Here is a 12,949-nt window from a genome sequence, read left to right on the forward strand (position 1 = left end):
ACATCGCGCTTAAGATGCGGGACGGGGGAACGCCCGGCCTAGTCGTGGTGGAAATATCGTTTATTGTTAGTTTTCAATGCCGGACAGGCATGGAAATCCCCGGGGAACTGGCTGGAGCGCATGAGGGCAAGGCACGGATCGGGCGAGACGCGACGGGGCTCGATTCCTGCGGCGTGGCTCGTGACGGAACGGCCGATCGACGGATATCCCCTTTGCGACATCCCTTCCCAGTCCCGTACAGGAGCGATCCGATGATGGGCCGCCAGACCAAGAAAACCGTATCCGGCGATACGCATGCGAGCCTCGAAGCTGAGATCGGCGCGGCGCTGCGCACGGCCATCCTCGACGGCGAACTGGCCCCTGGCGCCCGCCTGATCGAACTGGAACTTGCAACCCGCTTCAATGTCAGCCAGGGCACCATCCGCGCCGCGCTGAAATTCCTGCAGGCCGAGGGCCTGGTCGAATACCGCCCCCGCCGGGGCAATTTCGTCATCACGGTCGAGACTTCCGACATCTACGAGATCTCGCTGCTGCGCGAGGCGCTGGAATCGCTGGGCGCCCGTCTCGCCGCCAAGCGGATCGACGACAAGGGCCGCAAGGCGCTCGAAGCCCTGCTGCAGGCGATGCGCATAGCGGCGCAGACCGGCAACCGGGCGCGGCTGACCGAACTCGACTTCGATTTCCACCGCACGGTGATCGAGATCTCCGGCCATCGCCGGCTGATGGACGTCTACAGCCGGCTGGAGGGCCAGACGCGGATGTTCCTGCGGCTGACCGACAAGTTCTACCAGAACCCGCTCGACATCATCGAACTGCACGAGCCGCTGGTGAACGCGATCTGCAATGGCGACGCGGAAGCCGCCTTCCAGCTGGCCAACCGGCATGCCGACGCGGATGCCGAGGATTTGATCGAAAGCATGCGCTGACTACTGCAGCGGGGACGTGTGGCGCTGGTCGGCATCACGACCTCGGCCGACGCCAATCTCGGCAACGGCTACACGCTGCTGGCGATCGCCGTGGTCGTCATCGGCGGCACCTCGGTGGCCGGCGGCAAGGCGAACGTGCCGGGGATCTGGGGCGCCTCGCTGTTCCTGGTGCTGCTGCGCACCATGCTCAACACCTTCGGCGTCAGCGCCGGCGTGCGCCTGCTCCTGACCGGGCTGATCATCGTCGGCGTGATCACCGCCGCCGGCGGCCAGAAGGCGCTGCGCTAGACCCGGACGCAAAGGCCGATCCGCCACTGCGGATCGGCTGGGATGTTGACTTCTCCGCCGGGGGCTGGTTTCACCGTTTGACCGAACAAACAAATTCCAAGAAGCCACTAAGGGGGGCCCTCTGATGAAGTTCCTGACTGCCGCCGCGATCGCGACCCTCGCCTTCGTCCAGCCTGCCCTCGCGCGCGACGTCACCGTCGATGTCACCGCCATTGTCGAGCATCCGGCGCTGGACGCCGTCCGCGACGGCGTCAAGGACGCGCTCGGCGAAGCCGGCTTCAAGGTCGGCGAGAACCTGACGTTCAATTACGAATCCGCGCAGGGCAATCCCGGCACCGCCGCGCAGATCGCCCGCCAGTTCATCGGCAACGGCCCGGACATCATCGTCCCGATCTCGACCCCGTCGGCCCAGGCCGTCGTCTCCGCCACGCGCGACATCCCGATCGTCTTCTCGGCCGTGACCGACCCGGTCGGCGCCCAGCTCGTCAAGCAGCTGGAGAAGCCCGGCGGCAACGTCACCGGCCTTTCCGACCTGTCGCCGGTCGCCGATCACGTCGCGCTGATCAAGGAAATCCTGCCGTCGGTGAAGACCATCGGCGTGCTGTTCAACCCGGGCGAGACCAATTCTGTCACGCTGGTCGAGCTGCTGAAGAAGTATGGCGCCGAGCAGGGCATCGCCGTCGTCGAGTCGGCCGCGACCCGCTCGTCGGAAGTGCAGAACGCCGCCCGCGCGCTGGCCGGCCGCGTCGACGCCATCTACGTGCCGACCGACAACACCATCGTCTCGGCGCTGGAATCGGCTGTCACCGTCGCGATCGAAAGCAAGCTGCCGCTCTTCACCGCCGACACGGATTCCGTCTCGCGCGGCGCCGTCGCGGCGCTCGGCTTCAACTACTATGACGTCGGCAAGCAGACTGGCGCCATCGTCGTGCGCATCCTGAACGGCGAAAAGCCGGGCGACATCGACATCAAGGTCGCCGCCGGCACCGATCTGGTGATCAACCCGGCCGCGGCCGAGAAGATCGGCCTGACGCTGCCGAAATCGGTCGTCGACCGCGCCACCAAGGTCATCAAGTAATCAAGGACGGCCCGGCCCAGCGCCGGGCCTTCCTTTTGCCGGTCACGAGTAGAGCGGGCTTAAGCCGCTCTGGAAATGCTACTCTCACCTCTCCGTAGGAGAACCTCGCGCAACACCGTCGTCATCCCGGCGAAGGCCGGGATCCACACACACCGCCATCCGGCCGGCAGGCGGGGCCACGGCTTCCTTGGCCGGTGTTCATGGGCCCCGGCCTTCGCCGGTGCGACGATATTGATGCCAAGCAAGGTCTCCCCTCAGGGAGAGGTGAAAAGTCGGGTTCGACCCAGATGATTCTTGCTCTATCGAAGAGGCCGCTTTCGTGAGCCAAATTGCCTTCCTCGGCGCGGTTGAACTCGGCCTCGTCTTCTCCTTCGTGGCGCTCGGCGTCTATCTCGCCTTCCGCATCCTCGACTTCCCGGATCTGACCGTCGACGGCTCGTTCCCGCTCGGCGCCGCGGTCGCCGCCGTGCTGATCATCGCCGGCTGGAACCCCTGGCTCGCCACGGCGATCGCCATGGTGGCGGGCGCCGCCGCCGGCCTCGTCACCGCGACGCTGAACGTCAAGTTCCGCATCCTGAACCTGCTCGCCTCGATCCTGACGATGATCGCGCTGTTCTCGGTCAATCTGCGCGTCATGGGCAAGCCGAACGTCGCGCTGATCAACCAGGACACGATGCTGACGCCGTTCTTCGGCCATGGCCTGTCCGAGTTCTACGTCCGGCCGCTCTTCATCGGCGTGCTCGTCATCATCGCCGTCTTCCTGGTCTGGCGCTTCCTCGCCAGCGATCTCGGCCTCGCCATGCGGGCGACCGGCGCCAATCCGCGCATGGCGCGGGCCCAGGGCGTCAACACCAGCCTGCACATCTATCTCGGCATGGCGCTTTCCAACGCGCTCGTCGCGCTGGGCGGCTCGCTGTTCGCCCAGACCAACGGCTTCGCCGACGTGACCTCGGGCGTCGGCACCATCGTCGTCGGCCTCGCCGCCGTGATCATCGGCGAGACTTTGTTCCATTCGCGCCTGATCATCTGGGCGCTGGTCGGCTGCGTCATCGGCTCGGTGCTCTACCGCATCGCCATCCAGCTGGCGCTCTCCAGCGACATTCTCGGCCTCAAGGCGTCGGATCTGAATCTCGTCACCGCCGTCCTCGTCGCCTGCGCGCTGATCCTGCCCCGACTGCGCCGCGGGAGGGCCACGGCATGATCGAGCTTTCCAACCTTTCCGTCATCTTCGGACGCGGCACCCCGCTCGAGAAGCAGGCGCTCTCCGGCCTCGACCTCGCGATCGAGACCGGCTCCTTCGTCACCGTCATCGGCTCGAACGGCGCCGGCAAGTCGACCATGCTCGGCGTGCTGGCCGGCGACGTCATCCCGACCTCGGGCCGCGTCGTCATCGGCGGCCGCGACGTCACGCGCATCGCCACGGCGCAGCGCGCGAAATATGTCGCCCGCGTCTTCCAGGACCCGCTGACCGGCAGCTGCGGCGCGCTGACGATCCAGGAAAACCTGGCGCTCGCCGCCGCCCGCGGCAGCCGGCGCGGTTTCGGCCTCGCCATCGGCAGCAACCGACGCGAGGAATTCCGCGCCCGCGTCGCCGAACTGAAGCTCGGCCTCGAAAACCGCATGGACGACCGGATGGATCTTCTCTCCGGCGGCCAGCGCCAGGCGCTGTCGCTGGTCATGGCGACCTTGGCCGGCAGCGAGGTGCTGCTGCTCGACGAGCACACGGCGGCGCTCGATCCCGGCATGGCCGAGTTCGTCATGGAGCTGACCCAGTCGCTGGTTGAGAAGCACAAGCTGACGACGCTGATGGTCACCCATTCGATGCGCCAGGCGCTCGATTACGGCACCCGCACCGTCATGCTGCATGGCGGCAAGGTGATCCTCGACGTGGTCGGCGACAACCGCCGCAATCTGACGATTGAGGACCTGATCGAGATGTTCCGCAAGGCCCGCGGCGGCGAAACCCTCGACGACGACGCGCTGCTGGTGAGCTGATCCTAGGGGGCCGTAGCCGGACAGGCCAAGCGCCCCTCCCCAAAACCGGCGCCGCCGGTTTTGACCCTCCCTCAAGGGGAGGGTTCAAGGGAAGTGTGCCGCTCTCCCGGACCAGGTCCCGCTCGAACCCTCCCCTTGAGGGAGGGTCGAAAATGCCCTTCGCATTTTCGGGGAGGGGGCTCGGCGAGCTGTCACCATAGCCACCCGGCGATATGAAAGCCCGAAAACCCCGCTGCATGGATCCTCGCTTCCGCGAGGATGACGGCGGAGGTGGGAGACGCAGCCTCAGCGCCCCAACCGGACCTTGCCGGGGGACGCCGCCACATCTTGCCTGGGCGGTGTTCATGGGCCCCGGCCTTCGCCGGGGCGACGAATCGCAGCCACCCACTCGGCGTCATCCTCGCGAAAGCGAGGATCCATTCAGCCGAACCCCAGGGAATTGCGAAAGACGAAGGCGTCGCCGCCCGAAAACCCCGCCGCATGGATCCTCGCTTGCGCGAGGATGACGGCGGCGGTGGGAGACGCAGCCTCAGCGCGCCTTACCGGCATCCCCGACGCAGCGCAGGCCCGTCGCGGCGCCGATGCCCCAGAACAGCGAGCTGCAATTGCGGCAGGTGCCGCAGCCGCTTGGCGGGATGGATGCCGCGCTGTTCCTGGGGTTGGCCATGCCGAAACGCTCCGCTTCAATCGATGCCAACATCATCGCGGGAGCGGCCAGCCCTGCCAAGAAACGGAATTCCGGGCGTCGCCAGGTTCCATAGAACAAGCGACGCCCGAACGATCCAAAAATGTTAAGCCGGCACGGTTCAGAAGGCTTCGGGCGTGACCGGCCCGCCCGTCTCGATCGACTTGTACGCGGCTTCGACCAGGGCGAAGGTGTTGAGGTTGTCGTGGCCCGAGGTCGCGGGCTCGCTTCCGGCGTCGAGGCTGTCGAGCCAGTGGCGCTGGGTCGAGACCACGCTGTCCTGGATCAGCAGCCAGGGCTCGCCACCCCACGAAAGCGGCTTTGGCGCCGCGATTTCCGTGAAGTTGCCCTCGGGCGAGGTAACGACCAGCCGGCAATCCGCCTCGACCCGGATCGAGCCCTTGGTGCCTTCGAAGTGGATCAGCGTCTGCGGGAATAGGTCGGGCGACTGGCGGCTGGCATAGCTGCATTCGGAAACGCTGACCGCGCCATTGGCATGGCGCATCATCACCGTCGCCTGGTCCTCGCCCTTGATGCCCTGCTTGATCGCCTGGTCGAGGCAATAGACGCTCGTCGCCTCGCCCATGAACACCCGGGCGACATCCAGCACATGCACGCCGATATCGAGCAGCACGAAGCGCTCGACCTCTGCGAGATAGGGCTGGCCCTTGTAGATGTCATAGCCGGTGCGGAAGGCGAAGCGACCCCAGGTCGGCTCGCCCAGCACGCCGGAGCGGGCGATTTCGGCGGCGCGCAGCAGCGGCGCCTGGAAGCGGAAGTTCTCATGCACCATCAGCGGCCGGCCGGCCTTGTCCATGGCCGAGACCAGCGCGCGGCAATCTTCCCAGTCCGGCGCCAGCGGCTTCTGCACCACCGCCGCCACGCCATGCCGGGCGCAGGCCTCGACCAGCGCGCGATGCGACGGCGCCGTGGTGACGATGTCGACGAAATCCGGCTTCTCGGTCGAAAGCATCGTCTCGAAATCGGTGTAGAAGGCCGGGATGCCGAAATCGGCCGCGGCAGACGCCGCCTTCTCGCCGTCGACATCGCAGACCGCGACGATCTTCGCGCGATCCGCCAGTTCTGCCCAGGCGTTCAGATGATTGCGCGCAAAGAACCCGCACCCGACAAGGGCGCCCCTCCGAAGTGTCATCGTCTCTCTCCCTCGACTGAATCAGCCTGCGCCGGCGCGTTTTCGCGATGCGCCGCGACCGGTCCCATTGGCGCGTCGGACCGGCCCGCAGCTTGGCGGAGAGTCGAGCAGCCGGCCGCGCCAACGTCAAGCGGAGGCAGACGAATTCGGCAGGGAGAGGCAGCGTTCAGTCGCGAAAAAGATCGACCGAGAAGCGCTTGGAGATACCGAGGCCAACGGTGAACTGGTTCTCGCTACCGGCCGTCGCCACGATCGGCGAATTCTTGGCGTCGCCGACGAAGCGGTCGTAGCCGGCATCGGCATTCAGGAACCAGTCCGGCTTGAACTCGTAGCGCGCCGACGCCTTGAGGCCGACCGAATAGATGCCGCCGCCGGCATCATAGGCCGCGAGGTTGCCCCCGCTGGCGAGGCTTTCCTCGGCCGAGACATTGAAATAGGTGCTCGTGAAGCCGCTGGAGCCGAAATTGGCGCGCGGGCCGAGCTTCAGCTCGACCTGCTTGGTCGGACGGACGATTGCATCGGCGCCGAAGCTGCCGACCACGCCGCTGGCCTCGCCGAACGCGCCGCGCACTTCGCCCAGCACTTCCGCGCCATAGACCTCGTCGAAGTTGAACTCGTAGCCGGCCTTGACGCCCAGCTCATAGGTCGCGTCGAGCCCGCGCGTGCCGGCAAGGCCCGGCTCGTCGTTCGGGTTGCGCTCGCCGATGATGCGGAATGACGGGCCGAAATTCAGCGCCGTCTTCGGTCCGCCGCCCAGCTCGAACACGCCGGGCAGCCGGAAATAGGACATGGAGACGATCGGATAGGGCGAGAACAACAGGTCCTTCGAGCCCAGGAAGCTCGGCACCAGCTTGCCGCCGGCGCCCAGTTCGATCACCAGGTCGACATCGCCATAGGGACGACGCTCGGCCGCCTGCGCGGTGAGAGCGGCAAGCGGCAGCAACAGGGAAGCGGCAGTCAGAATTCGCAACAAGGCTGGCATTCTCCGGAACGCGATACGCCGGGGCCAGTCGCAACCTCCCCACGCACTATGGTTAGCTAGATATCACGCGCGTTGCTGAAGAAATTATTACGAGCCCGCCCGCAGCACGGCGCGGCTCGGTTGTGGCGCTTCGCCATGAAGCGGCGGCCGTGGCGGCGCTTGCGGGAAATACGTTCTGCGTCGTTCGGTCCGCAAGAATTGATCCAATACAGATCACGGCCATGACGTTAGGAATTGCACATTCCCTAGCGTCATATAAGGTCGATGGGCTTGTCCAGGATCGTCAGGTGGCGAAATGACAGCTTCATCCCAAGGTACACGCCGGCCGGCCATCGGCGTTGTCTTGCTCGCGACGGCCGCGCTCATCACCAGTTCTATCGCGGCACGGGCGCAGGACGCCCCGGCCCCGCGGATGCAGCCTCCGGCGGCATCGCCGGCCGAAGCGGCCGCCTCCGCCCCGACCCAGGCTGCGCCGGACGACGTCTTCACCCAGGACGAGCTGCGCAAGCTGCTCGCGCCCTTCGCGCTCTATCCCGATGCGCTGCTGGCGCAATTGCTGCCGGCCTGCGCCTATCCCGTTGACATTGTCCAGGCGGCGCGCTGGCTGGCCAAGAACAAGGCCGCTGTCGCCAAGAACGATTTCTCCGGCGTCGATACGCAAAACTGGGACCCGACCGTCAAGGCCCTGGTGCGCTTCCCCGACATCATCGAGCGGCTCAACGACGACCTCGACATGACGACCGACCTGGGCGATGCCTTCGTCAACCAGCCCGACGACGTCGCCGCGATGATCCAGGACCTGCGCCGCGAAGCGCAGAAGGCCGGGTCGCTCAAGACCACCGAGCAGCAGAAGGTCGTCGTGCAGGACCAGGGCGGCACCAATTACGTCACCATCGAGCCGGCGACGCCTGGCGTCATCTATGTGCCGACCTATGATCCGCAGACGGTCTATTACGAAAGCGGCGACACGGTCGCGGCCGGGCTGATCGGCTTTGGGGTCGGCGTCGCGGTCGGCATCGCCATCGACAACGTCTGGGACTGGGGCCGCGGCTGGGTCTACCCGCCGCGCTGGCCGGGCTATCCCGGCTACCGGCCGGGCGGCGGAAACAACATCAACATCGGCAACGACATCGATATAGGCGGCGGCACGCGGCCCTGGCGGCCGGACGGCGACCGTTATCGACCCGGCCAGGGCACCAAGCCGGGCCTGGGCAACCGGCCGGGCGGCCCCAATGCCGGCAATCGCCCCGGCGCTGGCAACCGGCCCGGCGCGGATCGCCCGAACGCCGGCAACCGGCCGGAGGCAGGCAACCGCCCCTCCGCCGGCAACCGTCCCGACATGGGCAACCGGCCTGACGCGGGCAACCGGCCCAATGCCGGCAACCGGCCTGATCGGCCCGCTGGCGCCAACAAGGCGCAGCGACCGGCTTCCGGCGGCAAGGCGGCGGCCAAGAAGCCGGCCAAGGACACCGCCTTCAGCAGCGCGAAAATGGGCGGCAAAGGATCCAAGGCGGTCTCGAACCGTGGAGCCTCCAGCCGGCAGTCGGTCGCCCGACCCTCCTCGCCCCGCCCGCAGGTCAACCGCGGCGGCGGCCGGCCACCGCAGATGTATCGCGGCGGGGGCGGACGACCGCAGATGCAGCGCGGCGGCGGCGGTGGCGGTCGGCAGATGCATCGTGGCGGTGGTGGTGGCGGACGCGGTCGGCGCTGAGGAGAACGGTCATGCTGAAAATAGCCCTGTCCGCCATCGCCATGCTGGTCGCCGGAGCCACCCTCCTCGCCCAGCCGGCCGGCGCCCAACAGGTCTTCCCCACGCCCGAGGCGGCGTCGACAGCGCTCGTCGACGCGGCGAAGGCGCCGGAAAAGGGCATGCTGGACAAGATTTTCGGCCCCGGCGCGCGGGAGCTGATCGCCTCCGGCGACGAGGAAGTCGACAAGCAGCGGCTTTCCGATTTCCTCGATCTCGCCAGCAAGGGCAGCGCCGTCACGGATGGCGAGGACGGCGCCAAGGTGCTGACCTTCGGCGCCGATGCCTGGCCGTTTCCCATTCCGCTCAAACCCTCCGGCGGGGGCTGGGCCTTCGATCTGGAGGCGGGCCGGCAGAGGATCGCCGACATGGCGATCGGCCGGAACGAACTCGTGGCGATCGGCGCCTGCGAGGATTATGTCGCGGCCCAGAACGAGTATTTCCGCACCCTGCATGACGACGAGCCGGTGCATCAGTTCGCGCGCCGGCTGATCAGCACGCCCGGCCGGCATGACGGGCTCTACTGGGAACCGGAATCGCCGACCGATCGCAGCCCGCTCGGCGACCAGATCGCCGCCGCCTCGGTGCGAACGGGCAAGGATTCCGACACGCCTCGCGCTTATCACGGCTATCGCTATCGGGTGCTGACGCGCCAGGGTCCGGCGGCGCCGGGCGGCGCCTATGATTATCTCGTCAAGGACCGGATGCTGGCCGGCTTCGCGCTCGTCGCCTATCCGGAGATTTGGGGCGAGACCGGCATCATGACCTTCCTGTGTGACCAGCGCGGCAAGGTCTACCAGCGCAATCTCGGCGCCTCGACCGCCGCGGTCGGTCCAAAAATCCAGAGCTTCAATCCCGGCCCGGCCTGGGAGCCGGTCGAGCCCTGAATGCCAGAGCGGCGCGGAACCGGTTGGGTTCCGCGCCGCTCTGTTGCTTCGCAGGCTTGTCCGCCCCGGTTCTAGACCGGCTTTTCGGCCGGCGCGGAGGTCTTGCGCGACATCCGCCAGGAGCCGAGGCGGCGCACGCCGACATAGAACAGCGGCACGAAGAAGATACCGATCGCTGTTGCCGCGATCATGCCGCCCATCACGCCGGTGCCGACCGCGTTCTGCGCGCCCGAGCCGGCGCCAGTGGCGATCGCCAGCGGCAGGATGCCGAAGATGAAGGCCAGCGACGTCATCAGGATCGGCCGAAGCCGCATCCGCGCGGCGTCGAGCGTCGCTTCGACCAGCCCCTTGCCAGCCGCCTGCTGGTCCTTGGCGAATTCGACGATCAGGATCGCGTTTTTCGCCGCGAGGCCGATCGTCGTCAGCAGGCCGACCTTGAAGTAGACGTCGTTCGACTGGCCGAACAGTTTGGCGGCGATCAGCGCGCCGAGCACGCCGATCGGAACGGAAAGCATGACCGAGAACGGGATCGACCAGCTCTCATACAGCGCCGCCAGGCAGAGGAAGACGACGAGGATCGAGATCGCATAGAGCGCCGGCGCCTGGTTGCCGGAAAGCTGCTCCTGGTAGGAAAGCCCCGTCCACGAGGCGGTGAAGCCATCCGGCAGCTTGGCGACCATGGCCAGCATCTCGTCCATGGCCGTGCCCGAGCTGACACCCGCCCCGGCCGAACCCTGGATGCTCACCGCCGAGATGCCGTTATAGCGATCGAGCTTGGGCGAGCCATAGGTCCAGTCCGTCGAGACGAAGCTGGAAAACGGGACCATCTCGCCGCTGGCATTGCGCACGAACCAGTCGTCCAGATTGTCCGGCTGCATGCGGAAGGGCGCGTCGGCCTGGAGATAGACCGGCTTGACCTTGCCGCGATCGATGAAGTCGTTGACATAGCTGCCGGCGAAGCCGACCGAGATCGTGTCGTTGATATCGCCGAGATCGATGCCGAGCGCCCGGGCCTTGGCCTGGTCGATGTTGATGCGGAATTCGGCCTGGTCCTCCTGGCCGCCCTGGCGGACGCCGCTGACCAGCGGATTCTCGCGCGCCATCGCCAGAAGCTGGTCGCGCGCTGCGGCCAGTTTCTCCGGACCGGCCCCGGCCGAATCCTGCAGATACATCTCGAAGCCGTTGGAATTGCCGAGATTGGGCAAGGCCGGCGGCGACAGGGCGAAAACCTGCGCGTCGCGGATTTTCGAAAAGGCCGCCATCGCCCGTCCGGCAATCGCCGAGGCGGACTGGTCGGCACGGGTACGCTGGTCGAAATCCTTCAGCTTGATGAAGGCCATGGCCGCGTTCTGGCCATTGCCGTTGAAGCCGAAGCCGAGGGCGGAGAACACGCTGTCGACGGAATCCTTCTCCTGCGTCAGGAAATGGTCCTCGACCTGCTTCACAACTTCCAGCGTCCGGGCGCGGGTGGCCCCGACCGGAAGCTGGATCGACGTCATCAGCACGCCCTGGTCCTCTTCCGGCAGGAAGGAGGTCGGCAACCTGTTGAACAGGAAGGCGACGCCGGCGCACATCAGCAGGTAGATGATGAAGAAGCGGATCGGCCGGCGGATGATCCCGCCGACGCCACGCTGGTAGCGGTCGGCATTCCGGTCGAAGGTCCGGTTGAACCAGCCGAACAGGCCCTTGCGCTCGCCATGGCCGCTGGAGGGCTTCAGCATGGTGGCGCAGAGCGCCGGCGTCAGCACCAGGGCGACGAAGACCGAGAGCACCATCGCCGCGACGATCGTCACCGCGAACTGGCGATAGATCACGCCGACCGAGCCACTGAAGAAGGCCATCGGCACGAACACGGCCGAAAGCACCAGCGCGATGCCGATCAGCGCGCCGGTGATCTCGTGCATGGATTTCTTGGTCGCCTCGCGCGGCGAAAGGCCCTCTTCCGCCATCACGCGCTCGACATTCTCGACCACGACGATGGCGTCGTCGACGAGCAGGCCGATCGCCAGCACCATGGCGAACATGGTCAAGGTGTTGATCGAATAACCCGCGAAGGACAGCACGGCGAAGGTGCCGAGCAGCACCACCGGCACGGCGATCGTCGGGATCAGCGTGGCGCTGAAGCTCTGCAGGAACACGAACATGACGATGAAGACGAGCACCACCGCCTCGATCAGCGTCTCGACCACCTTCTCGATCGAAAGCTTGACGAAGGGCGTGGTGTCATAGGCCGTCACCACCTCGATGTTCGGCGGCAGGCCGGCCGAAAGCTTGGCGATCACCTCGGCGACGCCGGCGGCCGTATCGATCGCATTGGCGCCGGTGGCGAGGTTGATGCCGAAGCCGGCGGCGTTCTTGCCGTCGAAGCGCGAACTGGTGGTGTAGCTTTCCGAGCCGATCTCGACCCGCGCGACATCGCTCAGATGGACGATCGAGCCATCGGTCGTCGTCTTCAGGATGATGTCGCGGAACTGCTCGGGCGTCTGCAACTGGCTCTGCGCCGTGATAGTGACGTTGAGCTGCTGGCCATCAATGCTGGGCAGCGCGCCGAGTTGGCCGGCGGAAACCTGCTTGTTCTGCGCGGCGATCGCGGCGACCACGTCGCTCGGAATCATCTGGTACTTGGACAGCTTGATCGGATCGAGCCAGATCCGCATCGCATAGCCGGAGCCGAAGACGTTGACGTCGCCGACGCCGCTGACGCGCTTGATCGAATCCTCGAACCGGCTGGAGAAATAGTCGCCGAGATCCTCGGACGACTGGCTGCCATCGGTCGAGACCAGGCCGCCGACCATCAGGATGCTCGAGGTCGACTTCGTCACCGTTATGCCCTGCGCCACCACGGCATCGGGCAATTGCGACTGCACCAGTTGCAGCTTGTTCTGCACCTGCACCTGGGCGATGTCGGGATCGACGCCGCTGGAGAAGGTGAGCTGGACCGATGCCTGCCCGGAGGCGGTGCTGGAGGCCGACATGTAGTCGAGATTCTCAAGCCCGGTCATGCCCTGCTCGATGATCTTGGTCACCGAGTTCTCGATCGTCTCGGCGCTGGCGCCGGGATAGGTGGCGGAGATGCGCACCGTGGTCGGCGCGATCTCGGGATATTGCGCGATCGGCAGAGTGTAGATGCCGAGCAGGCCCGCGAGCATGACGGCGATCGCCAGCACCCAGGCGAAGATCGGGCGGTCGATGAAGAAATCGGCCATGC

General features: G+C 66.5%; 10 protein-coding genes and 1 pseudogene. 7 read left to right on the top strand and 4 right to left on the bottom strand.

Translation table 11 applies throughout. The features are described 5' to 3' along the window. Positions 1-251: 251 nt before the first annotated feature. The 5 genes and pseudogenes from ABIE08_RS21355 to ABIE08_RS21375 all read left to right on the top strand — a co-directional run bounded on the left by ABIE08_RS21355 (position 252) and on the right by ABIE08_RS21375 (position 4,287). Positions 252-926 (top strand): GntR family transcriptional regulator, encoded by a 675-nt coding sequence (locus tag ABIE08_RS21355; protein WP_354553898.1) that lies wholly within the window; start codon positions 252-254, stop codon positions 924-926. Between the two features lie 60 nt (positions 927-986). Next, positions 987-1,214: pseudogene (locus ABIE08_RS21360) on the top strand (ABC transporter permease); the annotation flags it as partial. Positions 1,215-1,338: 124 nt separating this feature from the next. Continuing rightward, complete coding sequence (locus ABIE08_RS21365; RefSeq protein WP_354553899.1) at positions 1,339-2,292, top strand: ABC transporter substrate-binding protein; 954 nt, start codon at positions 1,339-1,341, stop codon at positions 2,290-2,292. Between the two features lie 319 nt (positions 2,293-2,611). Next, positions 2,612-3,493 carry an ABC transporter permease gene (locus ABIE08_RS21370; RefSeq protein ID WP_354553901.1) on the top strand — a complete coding sequence of 294 codons (882 nt, stop codon included), beginning with the start codon at positions 2,612-2,614 and terminating at the stop codon, positions 3,491-3,493. Next, on the top strand, positions 3,490-4,287 hold the full coding sequence (locus ABIE08_RS21375; RefSeq protein ID WP_354553902.1) for an ABC transporter ATP-binding protein: 798 nt from the start codon (positions 3,490-3,492) through the stop codon (positions 4,285-4,287). The genes ABIE08_RS21370 and ABIE08_RS21375 overlap by 4 nt, the downstream gene beginning before the upstream one ends. Positions 4,288-4,816: 529 nt before the next feature. On the opposite strand, the gene ABIE08_RS21380 is transcribed toward ABIE08_RS21375, so the two are convergent. The 3 genes from ABIE08_RS21380 to ABIE08_RS21390 form a co-directional block, all read right to left on the bottom strand. After that, on the bottom strand, positions 4,817-4,954 hold the full coding sequence (locus ABIE08_RS21380; RefSeq protein WP_354553903.1) for a hypothetical protein: 138 nt from the start codon (positions 4,952-4,954) through the stop codon (positions 4,817-4,819). Between the two features lie 139 nt (positions 4,955-5,093). Continuing rightward, positions 5,094-6,125 carry a Gfo/Idh/MocA family protein gene (locus ABIE08_RS21385; protein ID WP_354553905.1) on the bottom strand — a complete coding sequence of 344 codons (1,032 nt, stop codon included), beginning with the start codon at positions 6,123-6,125 and terminating at the stop codon, positions 5,094-5,096. A 166-nt stretch (positions 6,126-6,291) separates the two neighbouring features. After that, positions 6,292-7,098, bottom strand: a complete 807-nt coding sequence (locus ABIE08_RS21390) for a MipA/OmpV family protein (RefSeq protein ID WP_354553906.1) — start codon at positions 7,096-7,098, stop codon at positions 6,292-6,294. Between the two features lie 304 nt (positions 7,099-7,402). Between ABIE08_RS21390 and ABIE08_RS21395 the strand changes: the two genes are divergently transcribed. Together ABIE08_RS21395 and ABIE08_RS21400 are read left to right on the top strand one after the other, a co-directional pair. Beyond that, positions 7,403-8,818: a DUF3300 domain-containing protein gene (locus tag ABIE08_RS21395; RefSeq protein ID WP_354553907.1), complete on the top strand. Its 1,416-nt coding sequence runs from the start codon at positions 7,403-7,405 to the stop codon at positions 8,816-8,818. A gap of 11 nt (positions 8,819-8,829) precedes the next feature. Continuing rightward, the gene (locus ABIE08_RS21400) at positions 8,830-9,741 is read left to right on the top strand and encodes a DUF2950 domain-containing protein (RefSeq protein ID WP_354553909.1); all 912 of its coding nucleotides are present in this window, start codon (positions 8,830-8,832) and stop codon (positions 9,739-9,741) included. A gap of 71 nt (positions 9,742-9,812) precedes the next feature. On the opposite strand, the gene ABIE08_RS21405 is transcribed toward ABIE08_RS21400, so the two are convergent. Further along, a complete protein-coding gene (locus tag ABIE08_RS21405; protein WP_354553910.1) occupies positions 9,813-12,947 on the bottom strand; it encodes an efflux RND transporter permease subunit in 3,135 nt (1,044 codons plus the stop codon). Positions 12,948-12,949 lie beyond the last annotated feature (2 nt).

The organism is Kaistia defluvii (genome assembly GCF_040548815.1).
Lineage (GTDB): Bacteria > Pseudomonadota > Alphaproteobacteria > Rhizobiales > Kaistiaceae > Kaistia > Kaistia defluvii_A.